Origin of the sequence: Eikenella corrodens, from assembly GCF_900187105.1 — a bacterium.
In the GTDB taxonomy this organism is placed as follows: domain Bacteria; phylum Pseudomonadota; class Gammaproteobacteria; order Burkholderiales; family Neisseriaceae; genus Eikenella; species Eikenella corrodens.
Window position 1 is genome coordinate 965,865 of the sequence record NZ_LT906482.1, and the last position, 23,365, is coordinate 989,229.

The following is a 23,365-nucleotide window of genomic DNA, read 5'->3' on the forward strand; positions in this document are numbered from 1 at the left end:
GATAAGTGAATCACTAACTAGATAGAAGGAAAAGGAAATTTCATGAAAGCACTGGTTGCCGTAAAGCGGGTGGTGGATTACAACGTGAAAGTGCGGGTGAAGGCCGACGGTTCGGATGTGGATATCGGCAATGTGAAAATGTCGATGAACCCGTTTGACGAAATTGCTATGGAAGAGGCGGTGCGCCTGAAAGAGGCCGGGAAGATTAGCGAAATCGTGGTGGTATCGTTGGGCGTGAAGCAGTGCGAAGAAACGCTGCGTACCGCGCTGGCCATGGGCGGTGATCGCGCTATTCATGTGCAAACCGATGATTATTTGGAGCCTTTGGCCGTAGCCAAGCTGCTGCGCAAAATCGCCGAGCGCGAGCAGCCGCAGCTGATTTTGCTGGGCAAACAGGCGATTGACGATGACGCCAACCAAACCGCGCAAATGCTGGCCGCCTTGCTCAATGCGCCGCAGGGTACGTTTGCCAGCAAGGTGGAATTGGGTGAAAACGAAGTAACCGTGGTGCGCGAAGTGGATGGCGGTTTGGAAACCGTGGCTCTGAAGCTGCCGGCAGTGGTCAGTGCGGATTTGCGTTTGAACGAGCCACGCTATGTGAAATTGCCTAATATCATGCAGGCCAAGAAAAAACCGCTGGAAAAGCTTGCGGTGGAAGAATTGGGCGTGGATATTGCACCTAAATTGCAGCAGCAGAAAGTGGCCGAGCCCAAACCGCGCAGCGGCGGCGTGAAGGTGCAAAGCGTGGCCGAACTGGTGGCCAAATTGAAAAACGAAGCCAAAGTAATTTGAGGATAAAGCCATGACTGTATTGATTATTGCCGAACACGACAACCAACATTTAGCCGCCGCCACGCGGCATGCCGTTACTGCCGGCAGCAAGCTGGGCGAAGTGCATGTATTGGTGGCCGGTAGCGGCGCGGCAGCGGTGGCCGAGCAGGCCAAACAAGTGGCCGGGGTGGCTAAAGTATTACTGGCTGATGCCGAACATTATGCCGGTGGCTTGGCTGAAGAGCTTGCACCTTTAGTAGTGAAATTGGCAGCGGGCTACCGCTACATTACCGCTGCTGCCAGCACCTTCGGTAAAAACCTGCTGCCGCGCGTGGCCGCCTTGTTGGATTGCCCGCAGGTTTCCGATTTAACCGAAATTGTGGACGACAAAACTTTTGTGCGCCCGATTTATGCCGGCAATGCTTTTGCCACCGTTTCCAGCGATGCGGAAACCTTGGTGCTCACCTTCCGCACCACTGCCTTTGCCGAAGCTGCCGCCAGCGGTGGTCAGGCCGAAGTGGTGCAGGTAGAGGCCGCTCCGGCTCAGGGTTTGAGCCGTTTCATTAGTCGCGAACTGGTGAAATCCGACCGCCCGGAGCTTACGCAGGCCAGAGTGGTGGTTTCCGGTGGGCGCGCCTTGGGTAGTGTTGAGCAGTTTAATGAGTTGTTGCTGCCTCTGGCTGATAAACTTGGTGCTGCCATCGGCGCTTCACGCGCGGCGGTAGATGCGGATTATGCACCCAATGATTACCAAGTAGGACAAACCGGCAAAGTGGTGGCGCCGGAGCTGTATATTGCCATCGGTATTTCCGGCGCCATACAGCACACCGCCGGTATGCAGGACAGCAAAGTCATCGTGGCCATCAACAAAGATCCAGAAGCGGCTATTTTCAATATTGCCGACTACGGCTTGGTGGCCGACTTGTTTGAAGCCGTGCCGGAGCTGACTGCGGCATTGGGTAATTAAGCGTTTCATGCGTTCGTGTTTCACGTGAAACACAGCAGGCTACCTGAAAACAATCTGCTTTCAGGTAGCCTGTTTCTTATATAATCAGCTTATTTCCTGATACCACCATTGCTATGTCAACTTCTGATACTCCCTGCACCTACCGCACTTTGGCTGAACCCGGCCAGGCTGAGTTTAAAGACAAAGGCAGCCGTTTTATTGCCTTTGCCTATCCCGTGCGCACGGCAGCAGAAGTGAAAAACTATGTGGACGCACTACGGCAGGAACACCACAAGGCTCGACATTGGTGTTATGCCTACCGTTTGGGCACAGATGGTTTGCAGTTTCGTGTCAACGACGATGGCGAACCTTCCGGCAGCGCCGGCCGGCCGATTTTGGGCCAGATTGATTCGGCCGGGCTAACCGATGTTTTGGTGGTGGTGGTGCGCTATTTTGGCGGCACGCTGCTGGGCGTGCCCGGCCTGATTCATGCCTACAAAACCGCCACCCAAATGGCCTTGCAGCAAACCGCGCAGGTGGAAAAAAATATTGAAAAGCGGGTAACCCTGCGCTGCGGCTACCCGCATTTGAGCGAGGTTTTGTGGCTGGCCAAACAGCACGGCGCGGAAGTGTTGCAGCAGGATTTGCAACTGGATTGCCGCCTGCGTTGCGCCGTGCCGCTGGCCAATTATGCCGCCTGCCTGGATGCCTGGCAGAAAACGCGTGCGGTGGAAATTTTGGAAGACGTGCAAGAAAACGAAGAGGCTACCTGAAAATCTGTTTCCAATTTTCAGGTAGCCTTTATAGCCAACGAAATCTTATTTGAAAAGGACAACTTCATGAAATTACTCGTTATCGGCAGCGGCGGGCGTGAACATGCGCTGGCGTGGAAGCTGGCGCAGTCGCCCAAAGTGCAAACTGTGTTTGTCGCACCCGGCAATGCCGGTACCGCGCAAGAACCCAAGCTGCAAAACTTGCCTTTGAAAACGCATCAGGAACTGATTGATTTCTGCCGCCGTGAGCAAATTGCCTTCACTGTAGTCGGCCCCGAGGCGCCGCTGGCAGCCGGCATAGTGGACGATTTCCGCGCCGCCGGTCTGCCAGCGTTCGGTCCCACCCGTGCCGCCGCCCAGCTGGAAAGCTCCAAAGATTTCGCCAAGGCCTTTATGGCGCGGCACGGCATTCCCACCGCGCAATATCAAACTTTTGCCGATGCGGCTGCCGCCCATGATTATGTGGCTGCTAAAGGCGCACCGATTGTGATTAAGGCAGACGGTTTGGCCGCTGGCAAAGGCGTGGTGGTGGCACAAACCGAAGAACAAGCACATCAAGCCATCGACCAAATGCTGCTCGACAATAAGATGGGCGATGCCGGTGCGCGCGTGGTGATTGAAGACTTTTTGCAGGGTGAGGAAGCCAGTTTTATCGTGATGGTGGACGGCACAAATGTGCTGCCGATGGCCACCAGCCAAGACCACAAACGCCTGCTCGACGGCGACCTCGGCCCGAATACCGGCGGCATGGGCGCATACAGCCCCGCACCCATCGTTACGCCCGAGGTGTATCAACGAGCCATGGAAGAAATTATCTTGCCTACCGTGCGCGGTATGCGCGAAGAAGGCCATGAGTTTACAGGATTTCTCTATGCCGGCCTGATGATTGATGCCGATGGTGCACCTTATACCGTGGAATTCAACTGCCGCTTCGGTGATCCGGAAACCCAGCCGATTATGAGCCGCTTGGACAGCGATTTAGTGGATTTGATCCAAGCTGCGTTGGATCGGAAACTGAATACGGCTAAAGCAGAATGGAAAGCACAAAGTGCCGTGGGCGTGGTGCTGGCTTCCGCCAGCTATCCCGAACGTTCTGGCAAAGGTGACATCATCGAAGGCATCGAAGTCGCCAACCGCATCGGCAAAGTATTCCACGCCGGTACGGCCGCAGATGCCGGTCACACTATTACTAGCGGTGGCCGCGTGCTGTGCGTGGTGGGTTTGGGCGACGATTTGGCCACTGCCAAACAGCAGGCCTACCGCGCCGTGGCCGAGATCGATTTCCCTGGCATGCAATATCGCCGTGATATTGCTGATAAGGCTTTGCGTTAAAACGATGTTTGAAAACATAGAACGCGGCTCTGGGTGAGCCGCGTTTTTTTGCGTAGATGGATTAAGCTATAGATTAATAAGTTTTAGGTAGCCTTTATGGCTCTGTTATCTATCAAATAGCTAAGCGCTTTTTGCTATAATTACATCCTTTGTTTTCCCTGAATTTTTTCCAGCTAATGCAACAACCCGATTTCTCCCAAACCCTCTCCAAAGATCGCCATTTCCTACGTTCCGCCTTCAAAAATCCCAACAAATACGGCGGCTTGTCCAAAGTCGAAGAAAAATACCGAAAATCGCACGAAATCTTTTTGAAGCGTTTGGCCGCCTTGCCCAAACCCGAATTCGACAACACCCTGCCCGTTCACGAGAAGCTCGAAGAAATCAAAAAAGCCATTGCCGAAAATCAGGTAACGATTATTTGCGGCGAAACTGGTTCGGGCAAAACCACGCAGTTGCCCAAGATTTGTCTGGAACTCGGGCGCGGGGCGGCGGGCTTGATCGGGCATACCCAGCCGCGCCGTTTGGCCGCGCGCTCCGTGGCGGAGCGGATTGCCGAAGAGCTGAAATCGGAAATCGGCAGCGCGGTGGGCTATAAAGTACGCTTCACCGACCACACCTCGCGCGATGCCTGCATCAAGCTGATGACCGACGGCATCCTGCTGGCGGAAACCCAGACCGACCGTTATCTCGCCGCCTACGACACGATTATCATCGACGAAGCGCATGAGCGCAGCCTGAACATCGACTTCCTCTTGGGCTACCTGAAACAGCTGCTGCCGCGCCGCCCTGATTTGAAAGTCATCATCACCTCGGCAACCATAGACGCAGAACGCTTCTCCCAACACTTCAACGGCGCGCCTGTACTGGAAGTGAGCGGGCGCACCTATCCCGTCGAAATCCTCTACCGCCCGCTGACCAGCAAAGACGAAGACGACGCAGAAGTGGAGCTGACCGACGCGATTGTCGATGCGGCGGACGAATTGGCGCGACACGGCGAAGGCGATATTTTGGTGTTCCTGCCGGGCGAACGCGAAATCCGCGAAGCCGCCGAAGCCCTGCGCAAATCCACGCTGCGCCGCAACGACGAAATCCTGCCTCTGTTCGCACGCCTGTCGCACGCCGAACAGCACAAAATCTTCCACCCCTCAGGCGCGAAACGCCGCATCGTATTAGCAACCAACGTCGCCGAAACCTCGCTCACCGTGCCGGGCATCAAATACGTCATCGACACCGGCCTCGCGCGCGTCAAACGCTATTCAGCACGGGCAAAAGTAGAGCAACTTCATGTCGAAAAAATCTCCCAAGCCGCCGCACGCCAACGCTCCGGCCGCTGCGGACGCGTCTCCGCAGGCGTGTGTATCCGACTGTTTTCCGAAGAAGATTTCAACAGCCGCACCGAATTCACCGATCCCGAAATCGTCCGCAGCAACCTCGCCGCCGTCATCCTGCGCATGGCAGCGTTGAACCTCGGCGATGTGGCGGCATTCCCGTTTTTAGAAATGCCCGATTCGCGGTATATCAATGATGGTTTTCAGGTGTTGCTGGAATTGGGGGCGGTGGAGGCCGTCTGAAAAACGTAGGTCGGGCATAAATGCCCGACGAAGATGGATGAGCTATAAAAAATATTGGACATAAATGTCCGACCTATCTGTTAGAAAATTAACAAAAATATATGGAGTATAAACATGAGTGATTATGACTTTTTATGGGAAATGCGAGACCTTGGTTATAGTAATGAAGAAATTATGGAAGCCGCAGCTTGTGGATATGCACCTTACGAGGCTATTTATTTAGATGATGATAGAAATACCCAAATTATTGATGATTTATTTGATGATATTAAAGATTGGGATACGGATGTTCAAGTCAGTTATGAAACAATTACAGACGAAGAAACTGCTTATTTTAAGGGGCTGTACTAGATTAGCCCTAAATTCCACACCAATCCCGCAGGATTTTAAGCTGCTGGGACGGTGTGCCGAAGTTAAATCGAAATTCGCATTCTTTCAAGAACAGCGGGAAAAATTTGCGATTGATTCCGTTGTATTTGCGTAAGACGCGTTTTGCCTGATTCCAAAAATTCTCAATGCCGTTAATGTGGTTCTGGCGGTCTGCAAATTCCTTGGAATGGTTGATGCGGTGATGGCTAAAACCGCTCACGTCCAACTTGTCGTAGCTGCTCAGACTATCGGTATAAACAATGCTGTCCGGCATGATTTTCTGTTTGATAACAGGTATCAAAGTATCGAACTTGGCATTATCCACCACAACGGTATAGACCCGTCCGTTGCGTTTCAGAATGCCAAAGACAACCACTTTGCCTGCCGCACCGCGACCACGTCTGCCTTTACGCCGTCCGCCGAAATAGCTTTCGTCCAACTCGACGGGCCCCTCGAAAACCTCATCGGCAGCCAAGGCCAGATGATGGCTGATGACCATACGGATTTTGCGGTAGAACAGAATGGCGGAGTTGGGCTGAATGTCTAAAATATCGGCAGCGGAACGGGCGGTAACTTGGAGTACAAAAAATTCAAGTAGTTTCTTTTGAACTCTCTTGCTTAATTTACAATTGGTTATCTGCATTTTTGTAGACTAGCATGACTGCTAATCTAGTACAGCCCCTATTTTAAAGAACAAATATTTAATAGTTTAATTGGAAATGCAAAAGAATATTATTCACTTACAGGAAGATATTTACAAATTTGGGGAGAACTAGGCGAACTTTATGCTGAATTAGAATACGGATTAAAAAGGCATAAGGACGTTAACCACGAAGGTTCTGATGGTTTCATTAACGGAAAACTGGTTGAAGTGAAAACCATATCTCCTTTAAAACAACATAACCAAGTAGTTGTGAAGAAAAAAGGAAGTTTTGAATAACTATTAATTGTGCGAATCAGTAAAAATTTTGAATTTAAAGCCAAATTAATTTCAAGAGATAAACTGAATGGGACGACTGGAAAATTCTTAAAAGGAAAAATTAAATAAAGAGTGGATTGGGCATTCATGCCCGACAAAAAAGCACCCTGCAATAAGGAAATGTCGAGCATAAATGCCCGACCTAAAAAACTATGCAAAACACTAAAAATCAAGCACGCGGCTCAGGCATTCATGCCCGACACAATCCGACAAACGACAAAACCGTTTCAGACGACCTTCAAAACGCTTCGGGCAATATCGTCGCCCCTCCCCGCTACCGCCTGACCAAACTCGGCGAACAAATGGCGCGGCTGCCCATCGACCCGAAAATCGCACGCATTTTGTTGGCAGCGAAGAAACACGACTGCATGGCGGAAATATTGGTGATTGCATCCGCGCTGTCGATTCAAGACCCGCGCGAACGGCCGCTGGAAGCGCGCGATGCCGCCGCCAAGGCGCACGAGCGTTTTACCGACAAGCAGTCCGATTTCCTTGCCTATCTGAATATTTGGGACAGCTTCCAGCGCGAGCGCGACAAAGGCTTGTCCAACAAGCAGTTGGTGCAGTGGTGCCGCCAATATTTCCTGTCGCACCTGCGGATGCGCGAGTGGCGCGAACTGCACCACCAGCTTGCCCAAACCGCGATTGAAATGGGTTTGACCACTAAGGAAGCCGCTTTCAGACGGCCTCCCGAAGCCAAACAGCTCACGTCGTCTGAAAATGCGGGCGATCAAGACTTATCCGCAAAACTCAAACAAAAACAACTGGATAAGAAGCAACACCGCGCCCAAATCCGCGCCGCCAAAGAAGCGGGCTACGAACAAATCCACCGCGCCCTACTGACCGGTCTTATCGCCAACGTCGGCATGAAATCGCCCGACGGCAACGACTACACCGGCGCGCGCGGCAGCCGCTTCCACCTTTTCCCCGCCTCCACCCTGTTCAAAGCCAAACCCAAATGGGTGATGGCGGCAGAACTCGTTGAAACGACAAAACTTTATGCACGCGACGTAGCCGCCATCCAGCCCGAATGGATCGAGCAGGAAGCACCGCACCTTGTCCGCTACCACTATTTCGAGCCGCACTGGGAGCAAAAACGCGGCGAAGTCATCGCCAGCGAACGGGTAACGCTCTACGGCCTGACCGTCTTGCCGCGCCGCCCCGTTTCCTACGGCAGAATCGCCCCCGAAGAAGCGCGCGAAATCTTTATCCGCAGCGCACTGGTGGCGCAGGAATGCGATTTGAAAGCGGAATTTTTTGTCCACAACAAAAAGCTGATTAAAGAAATTACCGAACTCGAACACAAATCGCGCAAGCAGGACGTGCTGGTCGATGATGAAGCGCTGTTCGCGTTTTATCACGAACGGCTGCCCGATTTTTATACGGCGGACGCGGTTTCAGACGGCCTGCATCCTGCAAATCCGCAGCAAACCACCCCCTCCCCCGTGGGGGAAGGCTGGGGAGAGGGCAAAACAGTTGCCGCACAAACCAACTTTTCCGCAACCGCAGCAAACCCTCTCCCTAACCCTCTCCCACAGGAGAGGGAACAGAGTGCCGCAGTTTCAACGGTTTCAGGCAGTCTGAAATCGTCCACAGCAACATTCCGCATACGCCCCGCCACACATAATGATGCAGCCCAAATTGCCGAACTGTTCCGCCGCGCCGTCCTGCACATTGAAGCAAGCCATTATAGCGACAGCGAAAAAGCCGCATGGATACAGGGCGCGGACAATGCCGCCTTTTGGCAAAAACGGATTGGACGCGGCTGTATCCGATTGGCAGCGCAAAATGACCGCATACTCGGCTTTATCGAATACCTGCCCGAGCAAAATCATTTGGACTGCCTATTTACCGACCCTGCCCACCAGCGGCAAGGCATCGCTTCCGCGCTGTTGTCTGCCGTTTTGCCGCAGGCGGATGCAGATAAAACGGTAACGGCAGATGTGTCCGCAGCCGCGTTGCCCTTTTTTAAAAAACAGGGATTTATACTGCAACATCAAAACCAAATTCAGCGAAACGGCTTGGTTTTAATCAATTACCGCATGATTTTGCAAACCGACAGCATTGATGCGGCCGCACAAACCAACTTTTCCGCACCCACAGCAAACCCTCTCCCACAGAAGAGGGAACAGAGTGCCGTAGTTTCAACGGTTTCAGACGACCCCAAAGCCCAAAGGCTACCTGAAAACTCCCTATGCTACGCCGACGGTCAACCGATACTGCTGGGTGACCGTGTAACGATCGACAGCAAACAATGGCACGGCAAAATCGTTGCCTTGATTGCCGAGCAGCAATGCGACCCGTCCATCGGTTCCGCCGAAGAATGGGCGACATTACAAAGTGGAGTAATGGCGCAATTTGATGAAGCAGGCTTGGTGCACTATCCCGATGCTGAGACTGCCGGCGAACTCATCTTATTGACACGAGCAGATGCAGCAGATGTCCTAAAATCTAAAAAGCACAACGTAGAATGTGCAGCGCAAGTCACGCACGCGGATTCCAAAGATACAGGCAACCGCGTGCGTGAACCGAGTTCACACACCCTACAAAACGTTTCAGACGACCCCAAACCCAAAAAGCAACCTGCACCCCCAAAAAACCGTCTGAAACCCCTACCCCTTGCCGACATCCGCACCTTCCAAGCCTGGCTCAAAACCGCCGAGCGCGACAACCCGCGCCTGCTGTTTCTCAGCCGCGACGACCTCATGCAGCACGCCGCCGCGCACATCACCGAAGAACAATTCCCCAAACACTGGCAAACCGCAGACGGCAAATTCAAACTCAGCTACCGCTTCGAGCCGCACCATCCGCTCGACGGCGTTACCCTCACCCTGCCGCTCACCGTCCTCAACCGCATCAGCCCCGCCGCCCTCGAATGGCTCGTGCCCGGTATGATACGCGAAAAAATCCAGTTGCAAATCAAAGCACTGCCCAAACAAATCCGCCGAATCTGCGTACCCGTGCCCGAATTCATCACCCAATTTTTAAGCCAAAACCCCGACCGCAACGCCCCCATCCTGCCCCAACTCGCCCAAGTCATCGCCAAAACCGCAGGCGATATCCGCATACTGGAGCAAATCAACCAAGACGAATGGGCCGCGTTCAGGCTGCCCGAACACTGCTATTTCAACCTCCGCATCATCGACGACGGCGGGCAAGAATTAGCCATGGGGCGCGATTTAATCCAAATCCAACAACAACTTGGCAAAGCCGCCGCCACCACCTTCCGCGACAACACCCAAGAATTCGAGCGCGACAACGTTACCGCATGGGACATCGGCACCCTGCCCGAATCCATCAAATTCGCACGCGGCAAACAGCAGCTCACCGGCTACCTCGGCCTGCAAAAAGAAAAAGACGGCCGCATCGCCCTGCGCCTGTTCGACACGTCCGCCGCCGCCGAACAAGCCCACAGATTAGGCGTGATTGAACTCATGAAACTACAACTAAAAGAACAAGTTAAATACCTGAACAAAGGCATCCAAGGCTTCACCCAAGCCGCCATGCTGCTCAAACACATCAACGCCGACACCCTGCGCGACGACCTCACCCAAGCCGTCTGCGACCGCGCCTTTATCGGCGAAGACGAGCTGCCGCGTAACGAAAAAGCCTTCAAAGAACAAATCAAACGCGCCCGCAGCCGCCTGCCCGCCGTCAAAGAAGCCCTCAGCCGCTACCTGCAGGAAACCGCCGCCGCCTACGCCGAACTGAACGGCAAACTCGGCAAACACCCGATCACCCACCTCATGCGCCAACGCCTGCAAACCCTACTTGCCCCCGGCTTCGCCAGCCATACCCCATGGGCACAATGGCCGCGCCTCCCCATCTACCTCAAAGCCATGACTCTGCGCCTCGAAAAATACAGCGGCAACCCCGCCCGCGACGCAGCCCGCGAAGCCGACATACAGGAATTGGAACAAATGTGGCAGGAAAAAACGGATAGCTTGATAAAACAAGGACAACCCGTTTCAGACGACCTTGCCGCGTTTAAATGGATGATTGAAGAATTGAGAGTGTCGCTGTTTGCACAGGAATTGAAGACGCCGTATCCAGTGTCGGTGAAGAGGTTGTTGAAGGAGTGGGAGAAAATTTATAAATAGTACACAATGATACTTTTATCAAATACCAGACTATGTTAGTTTAAACCTAGATTAATGCAATTAACTTTTATTATGGAGATATATCTTGAAATTTCGCAGTTTATACAAGTGGGAAAATGTTGATGGACAAGAAAATTTAATATTTAGTGCTCAATTGATGGAAGAAATGTTATTTCACTATACAATTGATACATATAAACCATCAGTTATGGGTATATCCCTATTAGTTCATGAGGCTCTAACAACAATAGAAGAAGTTGAGAAGGGAAATATTAAAGAGCCTAATATTAAGCACGTACTTGAAGAATTATGTGATTTTTTTGATAAGGACACTATAGCTAAAAAACTGGTTCCCATAGATAAAGACGAGATCTTTACTATTCTACAAAATCCTAAAAGTAACAAAAATAAAATAAAAAATATTTTAGGAATATTAAATAATTGCTTAAATGACATTAAGTATAAAAATATTCTTGAAAAAGAAATAATATCTTTATCACTTGATCCTGAAAATAAATTTTCAGAATTACGAAGACTTATTAGAAGCTATATAACCAGTTTAATTTCCAATGGATATCATCCTTATTTTATTAGAAAACAAATGTTATCTTTCTTTTGGGAAGGCGATGGTAAAATAATAAATGGTAATAACCTATTAGATTTCTTCAATGTATTTTCTTTTAAACAAAAAAATTATCATGTATATTCAGTAGTGGATAAAGTATTTTTGCTCTATCAAGAACCTAATGACACTGCAATTCCATGGATGAAATTCCACAAAAAATCACAGTTACCTACTATTATTGATAATAACAATTTCTTAAAAATAGGAGACAATGAAATTTTTTGCCTTATGGAAAAAATTAAAGATATTGATCCATATAGTGCAAGAGAATACTCAGAAAATATATTAAAACTTAATGCTGATTTAATCAATATTTTTCATCATAAAAAGAAACCAACATGGAAAAATAAATTTATGGTTATTGATTGTGAAGAGAATAAAGCTATCCCTATCGACAAACCACTGCAATCAATGTTGAAATGTATTGATTTAAAGGAGCAAAAAGCAAAAATAAAAATACAGAACTTTATAAAAAGTTTCTCCTTGGAAGATGGGTCTTTTTCAAAGTTTATAAATAGTATTAGACTTCACTCAATGGCTCTTCACAGCGACTCAGTTGAAAATCAGATACTTAATCTATGGGTAGCACTGGAATCTCTCGTGCCATCTGAAACAAAAAATTCTGATGAATCAAATATTGAACATATTATTAATTCTATTATTCCATTTTTAAATATAACTTATCTTTCTAATCTAATTGATAACCTAGTAAAAGATTTAATACGTTGGGATATGGGTACTATTCGTCATGTTTCTAAATATATTGATGGTGATGGGTTTAAGAATAAACTTATTAACATCCTTGTAAAAGAAGAGTATTTAAATAATTTTAATGATTTACTAGATAAAACAAGAGACTTTTACTTATTAAAGGATAGATTAATTTATTTTAAAGATATCTTATCTTCTAAGAAGAAGATTAACTCAGTCATATCTGCCCACACAAGAAGATTAGAATGGCAAATTAGAAGGATTTACAGAACACGGAACTTAATTGTACATACTGGGAATACCCCAAACTATACCCATTCATTGATTGAGCACACTCATAACTATTTAGATATAGTATTAAACACCTTAATTTCATTAGCTACACCTCCTAACCAAATCAATTCAGTTGGTGAGGGTTTTGATTATATATCACTACAATATAAATCCTTTTTAAAATCATGCTGTGAGGATAAAGATATAAAATTAAATGATGATAACCTAAAAATGCTAGTTGATATCATCAATTTTCGTTAGCAAACCGTACTGCATCTAATCGCGTGCGTGCCTCAGGTACACGGTCGACCTGCAAATCACGCAAAACTTGGAATCTGTGTGTAGGGTGTGTGGCGCAGCCACGCACGCGCTCTTTTTAAATCCAAGCCCTTCCAACTAAACCAAAGGTCGTCTGAAACCCATTTTCAGACGACCTTTTGCCTCTTTGCTAAACAAATCTTCCCTCAACCCTCTCCCCAAACGTCGTCTAAACCAGTAAACTCCCCATGTTTCAATAACTTCTTGGAAGCAAACCATGTCCGGTATCTACCTACCCCGCCTATTTCCGCCCCATATCGCCGAACGCGGACTGCTGTATTTTCAGCAGGGCAAAGTTGATGCTGTCCAAAAAACTTCTGCAGGGCGTTATCGGGCGGAGGTGTTCGGTTCGGAAAACTATTCGGTATGGCTGAAGCAGGATAGTGATTTGTACATTAAAGACGGCTTCTGCGACTGCCCTTATGGCGGGGTGTGCAAACATATGGCGGCGTTGTGGTATGCGGTACGCGCTCAAACTCAGGATGCTGGGATAATGTGCCCGAGACATAGATTCGCAATAGGCTCAATATCTTTTCAGGTAGCCTCAAACGAAGAAAGGCTACCTGAAAACCGAAATCTCAACGAAATTAATCGTAGTTGCTTAAAAATATTCATATAAAACAATCTACAATACTCTCATGTAAACACGCTGTTTATCTTTTGGTGTAGACTGTGCGCCACCCAGCGTTTTTATTTAGGAGCAAACCCATTATGCTGAAAAATATTCTCACCGCCGCCGTATTGTCTGCCTTGCTTGGCGCCTGCGCCGCCACCGGCAGCGGCAATGCCTTCCCCGCCCGTGCCGACCAGCTTTCCGCCCGCACCGAGCAGGCGGCTGCTGCTGTGCGCCAGCGCGAAGCGCAAGAAAATATCATTGCCTACTACGATGCCGACGGCGACGCTGCCGACCGTCCGATGAAAGGTGGTTACTATCGCGTGCTGCTCGGCCGCACCGCTGAAGGCCGAGCCGTGGTGCAGGATTTCTACCAAGATAGCCGCACCAAGCAGATTAACCCCGTTATCATCGGCAAAGACAGCGAGCTGAAAAACTTCAGTTCCGACGTGATTGAAGGCTTGGTGGTGTGGTACACCCCCGAAGGCCGCCTCACTAATTTTGCCGAAATCCATGACGGCAAATCGCAACGTGCCGGTATGTATGCCGAAAACGGCCAGCTGGTGCTGAGCATTGCGGGTGAGCCGGATGTGAAAGACGCGCCCTTCGAAATGAAAGGCTACTACGAAAACGGCAAACCGATGTTCGAGCTCATCGACAACCACACCGAAAATGGTCTGATTCGCACCTACTACTACGCCAACGGCAACAAGCTGATGCAAAGCGTGGGCAAAGAGGATGCGGTTAAAACCGAATTCTGGAAGGAAGACGGCAGCAGCGCCACGGCAGAGGAGGTGCAACCACAGCTGCGCGAAGGCCTCCAACGCGTGAATTATCTGATGAGCAAACACCTGCGCTAAGGCTGGTGTAATCCATCTAAAGGCTACCTGAAAACTTTCAGGTAGCCTTTTGCTATGGCGGTGTGGGCAGCATCCCGTATGGAAAAATAATGTGTTTGGCTATAGAATTGCATCAATCTGCCAATCGCGCGGATACTCACCAATTCCAATGGGGAACTCTATGAACAAACTCTTCGCCACTGTGGCTGCGGCCCTATTGCTGGCCGCTTGTAATCCCAATCAAAACAACAGCCAAAACAATGCAGCATCTGCACCGCCGGCTGCTTCCAGCCCGGTTGCCGGTCAAGCCGAAGGCCAACAGGCGCCTGCTATGGCCCTGCCTGCTGATGCAACAGAACTTGAAGCGGCTGCCGCCAAGGCCGTGGAAGGCTATCAACCTGCTGCTGAGAAGCAGGTAATTTATTTCGACAAAGATTCCAAACCCACCGACAAACCCAGCCCCGGCGGCTACTACCGCGAAGTGTTGGGCACTATGCCCGATGGCCGCTTAGTGGTGCAGGACTTCTACCAAGACAGCGGCAAACCGCAGATTCTGCCCGCCATTCTCTCTAAAGACGGCGATCTGAAAAATTTCTCCACCGATGTGAACGACAGCCTGGTGGTGTGGAAAGAGGAGGATGGCACGGTATCTTCCGCCGGCAAATTCATTCAGGGTAAGCTGGATGGTTGGTTGAGCTTATACCGCGACGGCCGCCTGGTTATCCAAGGCCGCGACAGCGATTCTGAGTTGGAAGGAGAAGTTGTATTCTTCTATAACGACGGCAAACCGATGATGTGGGTTCGCCCTGCTGCCGACAAACAGCACGTTATCCTCAGCACCTACTACCCGGGCAGCGGCAGCATTCTATTCAGTGCCATCCATAATGCTAATGGTGAAGGAGATCCTGTGATGTCAGCCTGGGACAAACAAGGCAAACCTACCGAGCTGCCGGCCATTCGGGAGGATTTGCAAGCCGTGCAGGCTGCCATGACCGAGCTGCAGGAATATGCAAATCGACACGGAGCCTTGAAGGACGGTGGCGGGCAATCCGCTTCCGCACCTAAATAATCTTGACTTTACAGCCGCTTAATGCAGAGTGATGCCAACACTTTCCCATGCTAGGCGGCTGATTCTTTCTCCACCCCCGCTTTTCACACATAAAGGAGCTTCAAATGTCTCAATTCGACGTAGTGGTAATCGGTGCCGGCCCCGGCGGTTATGTTGCCGCCATCCGCGCCGCACAGCTGGGTTTCAAAACCGCCTGTATCGATGCCGGCGTGAACAAGGCCGGTGATGCCCCCGCTTTGGGCGGCACCTGCCTGAATGTGGGCTGCATCCCTTCCAAAGCCCTGTTGCAATCATCCGAGCATTTCCATGCCGCCCAGCACGACTTTGCCGAACACGGCATCACCGTGGGTAATGTGCAGTTTGACGCCGCCAAGATGATCGAGCGCAAAGACGGAATCGTTACCAAGCTCACCGGCGGGATTAAATTCCTGTTTCAGAAAAATAAAGTAACCAGCCTGTTCGGCACGGCCTCTTTCGTGGGCAAAAACGGCGATTTCTGGCAGCTGGAAGTGGATAACAAAGGCGAAAAAACCACGGTTGAAGGCAAACACATCATCGTGGCCACCGGCTCCACCCCGCGCGCGCTGCCCCTGGTGGATATCGACAACGTAAATGTGTTGGATAACGAAGGCGCATTGAATCTGACCCAAGTACCGGCCAAGCTCGGCGTGATTGGTGCCGGCGTCATCGGTTTGGAAATGGGCTCGGTGTGGAAACGCGTGGGTTCGGAAGTCACCATTTTGGAAGCTGCTCCTGTGTTCCTCGGCGCCGCCGACCAGCAGATTGCCAAAGAAGCGCTTAAATATTTTACCCGTGAGCAAGGCTTGAACATCCAGCTGGGCGTGAAACTGAACAAAATCACCAGCGGCAGCAAAGTGGTGGTGGAATACAACAATGCCAAAGGCGAAGCGCAAACTGCCGAGTTTGATAAGCTCATCGTGGCCATCGGCCGCGTGCCCAACACCCACGGCCTGAATGCCGAAGCGGTCGGCCTGCAAAAAGACGAGCGCGGCTTCATCGTGGTAGATGGCGAATGCCGCACCAACCTGCCCAACGTATGGGCCATCGGCGACGTGGTACGCGGCCCGATGCTGGCACACAAAGCCAGCGACGAAGGCGTGGCCGTGGCCGAACGCATCGCCGGGCAGAAACCGCACCTCGATTTCAACACCATCCCGTGGGTCATCTACACCGATCCCGAAATCGCTTGGGTGGGCAAAACCGAAGAGCAGCTCAAAGCCGAAGGCGTGGACTACAAAAAAGGCACGTCCGGCTTTGCCGCCAACGGCCGCGCCATGGGCTTGGGCAAAGCCAAAGGCATGGTTAAAGTGCTGGCCGATGCCAAAACCGACCGCATCTTGGGCGTGCACATGATTGGCCCGATGGTGAGCGAGCTGATTAGCGAAGGCGTGGTGGGCATGGAATTCTGCGCCAGCAGCGAAGACATCGCCCGCATCGTCCACGCCCACCCGACCCTGTCGGAAGTGGTGCACGAAGCCGCCCTAGCCGCCGACAAGCGCGCCCTGCACGGCTAATCCTGCCGCCTGCCAGCTTTATGCGAAATGGCACGTAGGGCAGGCAGGATGTGATGTGTGATGAAGGCTACCTGAAATGGTTTGTAGATTTCAGGTAGCCTTTTGTGTGCCTACGCGTTATTAAGCGAATTGGGAGGGTATGAGAAAGTGTATTGTGATGGACTGGGCGTAATCAGTTGCTGCGTGGTCGCAACAAGATCGATTGGTTGATTTTCAGGTAGCCTCAAAACGGGATGAGGCTACCTGAAAACATTTGGTAGCCGGGTTTCTGCTTTAGCGGGCATCGGCGGCGGCTTGGGCGGGGATAGCGGTGAGCCATTCGATGTCGCTTTGGGCGAAGGCTTCGGGGAAGAGGTATTCGCCGCGAAATACGGCCAGGTCAAAATGTTGCCAGGGCGGATTGAAGGTTGGCTCTTGGGTGCGCACGGCGTTGAGCAGGAGGATGGTGCAGTAGTAGGGCTGTTCGGCGCGGGCGGTGAGGCGGAAGGGGCGGCCGACCTGGGCGGCGGCGTGGCGGGCGCTGGCGCGGCGTTGTTCGGGGCTGAGGAAGCGGGGGCGGGCGTAGGCGGTTTGCCGGGAGAGGCGGGGCGCGGCGAATTCGGCCAGCGGGGTGAGCAGGACTTGGTTGGGATGGGCGGGATCGTCGTCGGTGGTGGCGTGGGCAATCCATACTTCGGGCTGGGTTTGCACCACGATGCCGATGTGGGAGAAGCGGCTGCGGCTGAGCTCGCGAATGAGGCGGCTGTCGGTGGCGGTGCCGTGGCGGAATACCCAGTCGCCTTCCTGCAGGAGGCCGTTCGGGGGCAGGATGGCGGTACGGGCAGGCAGTAACGTATCGGCGCTGGGGCTACCTGAAAAGGCCGGGCGGCCGGCCAAAAAGATTGCCGCACATGCTGCAATCAGCAGGCAGGCGGCAATCGGGATGAGGCGGCGGCGCATGGTTAGAAGACTTGTACTTTCCAGTTGCCGTCTATTTTAATCAGCCGCACGCGGTCGGTGGTGGATTCGCCGTTGCCGAATTCGATGGTGAGCTTCACGCGGGCGCGGTTTGGGTCTTGCTGGTCGATTTCGGCGGGTTCGGCGGTGATGTTTTTCACGCCGCCGCGTGTTTCGGCTTTGGCTTTCACTTCGGCGGCCGAGGAGCGCATTTTGCCTTCCACCATTTCTTTTTCGCCGGGTTTGGCATCGGCGGGGATATAGAGCATGGCCACCACGGCGTCGCCGTTGCCGTTGTAGGCGTTGCGGATAAATTGTTCGGCGGTTTTTTCGGGCGTGCCGCCGCCGGAACAGGCGGCAATAAACAGGGTAAGGGCGAAGGCGGCAAGGGCTTTAAACAGGGTGCGCATGGGCATCTCCGTGATGGTGGTGGGAAAATGGGACTTTACAAAGTGGGGCGAGGCTTGTCAAACGGGGTTTCAGGTAGCCTGCTATGTTTACGAGGCTACCTGAAAGTGTTGTAGCCATGGGGTTGTAAAGGGGTATGGCTGCCGCTAAAGAAAAACCATCTGGTGTTGCTGGAAAAAATAATGCTTTCCCACCTGCACTTTGGCTTGGTCGGAAATCCAAAAATTCGGTTTAAGGAGCAGTTCGCCCTTCATCAGTTTGGCTTTATGGCTGGTTTTCTTGATGTTTTTAACGATGTCTTGGTAGATGGCACACATCGGGTAGGCGTCGGTGGAATAGTTGCCACGTAGATTGTCGTTTTTATCGGCCAGGCTGATGGTTTTAGGGTAGCTCAGTTGTAGGCCGAAAGCATTTTGGCTTTCGAAGTAGGCGGTGGAGAGTTGCTGCTTGCCTTGCCGATAGAGCAGATAGAAGGGATCGAGCTCCATAAAGGGCTCTTTGCTCCGCACGAGTTTGTATTCTTCCGATACCTTGCCGCCGAGCACCACTTCCGGGAAAGCCAGCTTGCTGGTTTGGTCGATCATCCCCTGCCGCATTGTGTCTACGATGGTATTCAGCGTTTTATGGTCATATTCTGCTTCGTTGCGCAGTATTTTCTCGAAATACAAGCGATAGGCAGCGAAGATTTCCTGCTTTTCGGTGTGGGTGTAATCGATGCCCACGCGGGTGTTGTGGATAACAAACTCATAATCATCCCGGCCGAATATGGCCTCAAACTCTTGTGGGGTGATCACGAAGTTAAATTTGTGCCAAGTATTTGCGAAGTACATGGATCACGCGATATTGAGAGGGCAGGTTTCAGGTAGCCTGCGCTGTTGGCTTAAGCCGCTTTGCAGCGGGCGATGACTTCGTCGGCCAGTTCCAGATAGGCGATGCTGCCTTTGGCTTTTGGGTCGTAGGCCAGGGCGGGCATGCCGTGGCTGGGGGCTTCGGCCAGGCGCACGTTACGCGGGATGATGGTGTTGAACACGAGGCGGGAGAAGTGTTTTTCCAGCTGCTCGCCCACTTCCAGCGACAGGCGGCTTTGCGGGTTGTACATGGTGCGCACGATGCCGAGGATGTCGAGCTTGGGATTGATGGCTTTGCGGATTTTGCGCACGGTGGCGATGAGGTCGGAAATGCCTTCGAGGGCGTAGTATTCGCACACCATGGGCACGATGAGGCGGTCGGCGGCCACGAGGCCGTTGAGGGTGAGCAGGGTGAGGGTGGGCGGGCAGTCGATGAGGATGTAGTCGTATTCCGGCAAAAGCGGCTTGATGGCGGTTTTGAGGCGCATCTCGCGGGCGATTTCCTGAATCAGCTCCACTTCGGCGCCGGCCAGGGAGCGGTTGGCGCCGAGGATGTGGTAGCGGCCGTGCGGGCTTTTGAGGCGGGAATCGGCGGCTGCGGCTTGCTCTAGCAGCACTTGATAGGTGCCGCTGCGCAGGCTGCTTTTGTCGATGCCGCTGCCGGTGGTGGCGTTGCCCTGCGGGTCGAGATCCACCACCAGTACGCGTTGTTTGCGTTCGGCCAGGGAAGCGGCCAGATTGACGGCGGTGGTGGTTTTGCCCACGCCGCCTTTTTGGTTGGCTATGGCGATAACGGTAGCGCTCATCATCTGGCCTTTCTATGGGAAGGGGTTGGGGGAAACTGAAAATTCAGGCTAAGTGCGATTTCATGCACGCTTGGGGCGCATAATCACCATATGCCGCTCGGCTTCCAGCATGGGCACATCGAGCTTATCGGCAGACACCACTTCGATATTCGCGGGCAGCTGCTCGATTTCTTCGTAGGGATACACGCCTTTCATGGCGGCCCAGTAGCCGTTTTCGTTGAGCAGGTGTTTGGTGAGCGCGGCAAAATCGGCCAGCTCGGCAAAAGCGCGGCTGGTGACCACGTCCACTTTTTTATCGTAGATGGTTTCCACACGGCCGGCGGCCACGGTAACGTTGCTCAAGCCAAGCTCAATCACGGTTTGCTGCAAGAATGCGGTTTTTTTGGTGTTGGCGTCGAGCAGGGTGATTTGAAGGTCGGGGCGGCAGATGGCGGTGGGAATGCCGGGCATGCCGCCGCCGGAGCCAACGTCCATCAGGGTTTTTGCCTCTTTCACATAGGGCAGCAGGGTGAGGCTGTCGAGAATGTGGCGGCTGATGATTTGGTCGTTTCGGCGCAGGGCGGTGAGGTTGTAAGTGCGGTTCCACTTTTGCAGCAGCGAAGCGTGTTCGAGCAGCAAAAGCTGCTGGGCGGTGGAAAGGTTGAGGCCGAGGGCGGCAAGGCCTTCTTGCAGTTGTTGTTTGTTGTCCATAATTGTGTGTTTGAATTTTGGATAAAGATTAGGGCTACCTGAAAAGGGTTCGGCTGTTTCAGGTAGCCTGTTGGAATGTTGGGCGGATTTTACTCCATCTATACAAAGAATAAAATCTGGCGGCTAGGAAACCTTGTGCCGACTGGCCAGCCAATAGGCACGGATGTGGTCGAACGCCCAGTTGTAGACCAGGGAGTAGAGCACAATCAAGAGGGTGAGGCTGATGTCGGTGAGCAGTGCCTGCCACAGCGTAATTTGCAGGAACCAGGCAATCAGCGGCGTGGTGAAAAACAGCAGCCCGCCTTCAAATGCGCCGGTTTGCAGCATCCGCACGCCCCAGCTGCGCCGCTCGCGCCGGCCGGTGAAGATTTTGTCGAACCCCCAGTTGAACAGGAAATTCCACACCATCGCCGTTACCGACACCGCCACGCTCATGCCAAACGCCGTGCCGGCATGGGAAAGCCCAAACAGCAGCACGGCCACGGCAGAAATCAGCACCGCGCCGGTTTCAAACAGCAAGGCATGGATAAAACGCTCGAAAAAGCTCACGATTCGGCTCGCGTGGGGGGAGAAGCAATATTATAGCGCAGAGGGGCTACCTGAAAGTTTCAGGTAGCCTTATCTGTTGCTGACTCAGCCACTATTGGCTGGGTGGGCACGGCTTGCAGCTGCCAGTGTCGCACTGCCCAGCCAAGCAGCTCTTGCGGTTTATCCACTACGGGCGCGGGCGGCAGTTTCAGGTAGCCCATCACTTGGCGTAGCAGGGCTTCTTTACGTTGCAAATCCAGCGCGGGGGCGAGGGTTTGTTTCGACCATTTCTGCCCTTCGGCATTGGTGAGCAGGGGCAGGTGGGCGTAGTGCGGGGTGGGGAAGCCGAGGCAGCGTTGCAACCAGATTTGGCGTGGGGTGGATACGAGTAAGTCTTGCCCGCGCACGATGTGGGTAATGCCCTGTTCGGCGTCGTCGGCCACCACGGCGAGCTGGTAGGCCCACAGGCCGTCGGCGCGCAGGAGGACGAAATCGCCGATGTCGCGGGCGAGGTTTTGTACATAACGGCCGACGATGCCGTCGGTGAAGGTGACGGTTTCATCGGGCACGCGCAGCCGCCAGGCGGGCACTCTGCCGGCAGCTTCGGGCGGCGGGGCGGCGAGCCGTGCACAGGCGCCGTTGTAAACGAAGCCGTCCACGCCCTGCCGCGCTTGGGCATGCCATTGTTTGCGGCTGCAATAGCAGGGGTAGGCGAGGCCGCTTTGCTGCAGGCTTTGCAGGGCGGCGCGGTAGAGATGGTGACGGCGGCTTTGGTAGGCCACTTCGCCGTCCCATTCAAAGCCGAATGCTTCGAGGGTGCGCAGGATATGGGCGGCAGCACCGGGCATTTCGCGCGGCGGGTCGAGATCTTCCATCCGCACCAGCCAGCGCCCGCCCTGCGCACGGGCATCGGCATAGGAAGCCAGGGCGGTCAGCAGCGAGCCGATGTGCAAAAGGCCGGTGGGGCTGGGGGCGAAGCGTCCGATATACATGGGGAGGGTTGGGTTTAACGGCGTTGGGGCAGGTTTTCAGGTAGCCTTTGTGCGGGATGAAGGCTACCTGAAAATTCAGCCACTTATTCGCACTGCTGCACGCCCACGGTTTCGGCCAGGGCTTTGAGGCGGCGTTCGGATTTTTCCACGTAGGGGTTGTTGCTGTCCCAAGCGTAGCCGGCGAGGATGGAGCTGATCATGCGGCTGATTTCGGGGTTGCGGTTGGGGGCGTAGATGGCGTCTTGGAAGCTGCCGTCATACCAGCCATTCACATAGGTGCGGAAGGCGTTTACGCCCGTCATCAGCGGTTCGGCAAATTCGCGCTGCCAATCGGCTTCTTGGCCTTTGAGCTGGCGGGCGAGCAGGTCGGCGGCGAGTTTGGCCGAGTGCATGGCGATGGTGACGCCGGAGGAGAAGACGGGGTCGAGGAATTCGGCGGCGTTGCCCAAGAGGGCGAAGTGGCGGCCGTGCAGGGTTTTGACGTTGGCGGAGTAGCCTTTGATGTGGCGGAAGGGGAAGTCGTTTTCCCATTGGGCCTTGCCCAAAATGCGCGCGAGCATGGGGATTTCGGCGGCATAGCGGCGCAGGATGGCTTCGGAATCGCCCAGGCCGGCAAAGCGTTCGGGCAGGCCGACCACGCCGATGGAGCAGCGGTTGTCGCCGAAGGGGATGAGCCAGAGCCATACGTCGCGGTGCACCGGGTGGGTGGAGATGAGGATTTTGCTGCGGTCGAAACCGGGGTCGGCGATGTTGTCGTCGATGTGGGTGAAGTGGGCTTCGCGCATGGGCAGGTCGGACGGGGTGTCGAGGTCGAGCAGGCGGGGGAGGACGCGTCCGTAGCCGCTGGCGTCGAGCACGAAGCGGGCGGTGAGTTCGTAGGCTTCGCCGTTGTCGGTTTCCACGCTGAGGCGGGCGGTGTCGCCGCTGTTGTCGAAGGCGGTAACGGCGTGGCCGAAGCGCACGTCCGCGCCTTGTTTGGCGGCTTCTCCGATCAGGATTTTATCGAAGATTCCGCGGCGCACTTGGTAGGTGGTGCCGGGGCCGGGGGTGAATTTGTCGGTGAAGTCGAAATAGGTGTAGCGGCTGCCCCAGGTGAAGGCGGCGCCGTTTTTAAATTGGAAGCTGGGCTCGGCTTCTACGGCGGGCAGGAAGCCGGCTTCTTCGATGAATTCCATGCAGTGCGGCAACAGGCTTTCGCCGATGACGAAGCGGGGGAAATGCTGTTTTTCGAGCACGCACACGGAAAAGCCGTGTTTGAGCAGCAGGGCGGCGGCGACTGCGCCGGAGGGGCCGGCGCCGATGATGGCGATATCGCAGGATTGGGACATGTTTT

General features: G+C 53.2%; 21 protein-coding genes. 12 read left to right on the forward strand and 9 right to left on the reverse strand.

Features of this window, described 5'->3' with window-relative positions; all coding sequences use genetic code 11:
- Positions 1 to 42 precede the first annotated feature (42 nt).
- The 6 genes from CKV94_RS04860 (at position 43) to CKV94_RS04885 (ending at position 5,744) form a co-directional block, all read left to right on the forward strand.
- On the forward strand, positions 43 to 792 hold the full coding sequence (locus tag CKV94_RS04860; protein ID WP_003824449.1) for an electron transfer flavoprotein subunit beta/FixA family protein: 750 nt from the start codon (positions 43 to 45) through the stop codon (positions 790 to 792).
- A 10-nt stretch (positions 793 to 802) separates the two neighbouring features.
- The gene (locus CKV94_RS04865) at positions 803 to 1,738 is read left to right on the forward strand and encodes an electron transfer flavoprotein subunit alpha/FixB family protein (protein ID WP_003824450.1); all 936 of its coding nucleotides are present in this window, start codon (positions 803 to 805) and stop codon (positions 1,736 to 1,738) included.
- A gap of 113 nt (positions 1,739 to 1,851) precedes the next feature.
- The gene (locus CKV94_RS04870) at positions 1,852 to 2,490 is read left to right on the forward strand and encodes an IMPACT family protein (protein ID WP_003824451.1); all 639 of its coding nucleotides are present in this window, start codon (positions 1,852 to 1,854) and stop codon (positions 2,488 to 2,490) included.
- Between the two features lie 66 nt (positions 2,491 to 2,556).
- Positions 2,557 to 3,822 (forward strand): phosphoribosylamine--glycine ligase, encoded by a 1,266-nt coding sequence (gene purD / locus CKV94_RS04875; RefSeq protein WP_003824452.1) that lies wholly within the window; start codon positions 2,557 to 2,559, stop codon positions 3,820 to 3,822.
- A gap of 176 nt (positions 3,823 to 3,998) precedes the next feature.
- Positions 3,999 to 5,393, forward strand: coding sequence for an ATP-dependent RNA helicase HrpA (hrpA, locus tag CKV94_RS04880; RefSeq protein WP_003824453.1), 1,395 nt, complete (start codon positions 3,999 to 4,001; stop codon positions 5,391 to 5,393).
- Between the two features lie 114 nt (positions 5,394 to 5,507).
- Entirely contained in the window at positions 5,508 to 5,744 is a 237-nt protein-coding gene (locus CKV94_RS04885; RefSeq protein WP_095114602.1) for a hypothetical protein, read from the forward strand.
- Positions 5,745 to 5,751: 7 nt separating this feature from the next.
- Here CKV94_RS04885 and CKV94_RS04890 read toward each other — a convergent pair whose 3' ends face one another.
- A complete protein-coding gene (locus CKV94_RS04890) occupies positions 5,752 to 6,405 on the reverse strand; it encodes an IS1595 family transposase (protein WP_095114603.1) in 654 nt (217 codons plus the stop codon).
- A 488-nt stretch (positions 6,406 to 6,893) separates the two neighbouring features.
- On the opposite strand from CKV94_RS04890, the gene CKV94_RS04895 reads away from it, so the two are divergent.
- The 6 genes from CKV94_RS04895 to lpdA all read left to right on the forward strand — a co-directional run bounded on the left by CKV94_RS04895 (position 6,894) and on the right by lpdA (position 16,824).
- Positions 6,894 to 10,841 (forward strand): GNAT family N-acetyltransferase, encoded by a 3,948-nt coding sequence (locus tag CKV94_RS04895; protein WP_003824456.1) that lies wholly within the window; start codon positions 6,894 to 6,896, stop codon positions 10,839 to 10,841.
- 85 nt (positions 10,842 to 10,926) lie between these two features.
- Positions 10,927 to 12,711, forward strand: coding sequence for a hypothetical protein (locus CKV94_RS04900; protein WP_155114519.1), 1,785 nt, complete (start codon positions 10,927 to 10,929; stop codon positions 12,709 to 12,711).
- Between the two features lie 274 nt (positions 12,712 to 12,985).
- Complete coding sequence (locus tag CKV94_RS11475; protein WP_003824460.1) at positions 12,986 to 13,387, forward strand: SWIM zinc finger family protein; 402 nt, start codon at positions 12,986 to 12,988, stop codon at positions 13,385 to 13,387.
- A gap of 92 nt (positions 13,388 to 13,479) precedes the next feature.
- The gene (locus CKV94_RS04915; protein WP_003824461.1) at positions 13,480 to 14,241 is read left to right on the forward strand and encodes a toxin-antitoxin system YwqK family antitoxin; all 762 of its coding nucleotides are present in this window, start codon (positions 13,480 to 13,482) and stop codon (positions 14,239 to 14,241) included.
- A gap of 160 nt (positions 14,242 to 14,401) precedes the next feature.
- Entirely contained in the window at positions 14,402 to 15,289 is an 888-nt protein-coding gene (locus CKV94_RS04920) for a toxin-antitoxin system YwqK family antitoxin (RefSeq protein ID WP_035580845.1), read from the forward strand.
- Positions 15,290 to 15,393: 104 nt separating this feature from the next.
- Complete coding sequence (lpdA, locus tag CKV94_RS04925) at positions 15,394 to 16,824, forward strand: dihydrolipoyl dehydrogenase (RefSeq protein WP_003824463.1); 1,431 nt, start codon at positions 15,394 to 15,396, stop codon at positions 16,822 to 16,824.
- A gap of 273 nt (positions 16,825 to 17,097) precedes the next feature.
- Here the strand turns inward: lpdA and CKV94_RS04930 are convergent, their stop codons facing one another.
- The 8 genes from CKV94_RS04930 to CKV94_RS04965 form a co-directional block, all read right to left on the reverse strand.
- Positions 17,098 to 17,763 carry a YiiX/YebB-like N1pC/P60 family cysteine hydrolase gene (locus CKV94_RS04930; protein ID WP_003824464.1) on the reverse strand — a complete coding sequence of 222 codons (666 nt, stop codon included), beginning with the start codon at positions 17,761 to 17,763 and terminating at the stop codon, positions 17,098 to 17,100.
- A 2-nt stretch (positions 17,764 to 17,765) separates the two neighbouring features.
- Positions 17,766 to 18,170 carry a DUF4878 domain-containing protein gene (locus CKV94_RS04935; RefSeq protein WP_035580848.1) on the reverse strand — a complete coding sequence of 135 codons (405 nt, stop codon included), beginning with the start codon at positions 18,168 to 18,170 and terminating at the stop codon, positions 17,766 to 17,768.
- 144 nt (positions 18,171 to 18,314) lie between these two features.
- Positions 18,315 to 18,998: a hypothetical protein gene (locus CKV94_RS04940; RefSeq protein ID WP_003824467.1), complete on the reverse strand. Its 684-nt coding sequence runs from the start codon at positions 18,996 to 18,998 to the stop codon at positions 18,315 to 18,317.
- Between the two features lie 50 nt (positions 18,999 to 19,048).
- Positions 19,049 to 19,822 carry a ParA family protein gene (locus CKV94_RS04945; RefSeq protein WP_023887486.1) on the reverse strand — a complete coding sequence of 258 codons (774 nt, stop codon included), beginning with the start codon at positions 19,820 to 19,822 and terminating at the stop codon, positions 19,049 to 19,051.
- A 60-nt stretch (positions 19,823 to 19,882) separates the two neighbouring features.
- Positions 19,883 to 20,512: a 16S rRNA (guanine(527)-N(7))-methyltransferase RsmG gene (gene rsmG, locus CKV94_RS04950; protein ID WP_003824470.1), complete on the reverse strand. Its 630-nt coding sequence runs from the start codon at positions 20,510 to 20,512 to the stop codon at positions 19,883 to 19,885.
- Between the two features lie 123 nt (positions 20,513 to 20,635).
- Positions 20,636 to 21,061, reverse strand: a complete 426-nt coding sequence (locus CKV94_RS04955; protein ID WP_003824472.1) for a PACE efflux transporter — start codon at positions 21,059 to 21,061, stop codon at positions 20,636 to 20,638.
- A 59-nt stretch (positions 21,062 to 21,120) separates the two neighbouring features.
- The gene (gene gluQRS, locus CKV94_RS04960) at positions 21,121 to 22,032 is read right to left on the reverse strand and encodes a tRNA glutamyl-Q(34) synthetase GluQRS (protein WP_035580854.1); all 912 of its coding nucleotides are present in this window, start codon (positions 22,030 to 22,032) and stop codon (positions 21,121 to 21,123) included.
- Positions 22,033 to 22,115: 83 nt separating this feature from the next.
- Positions 22,116 to 23,360, reverse strand: coding sequence for an NAD(P)/FAD-dependent oxidoreductase (locus CKV94_RS04965; RefSeq protein ID WP_035580858.1), 1,245 nt, complete (start codon positions 23,358 to 23,360; stop codon positions 22,116 to 22,118).
- Between the last annotated feature and the right edge of the window lie 5 nt (positions 23,361 to 23,365).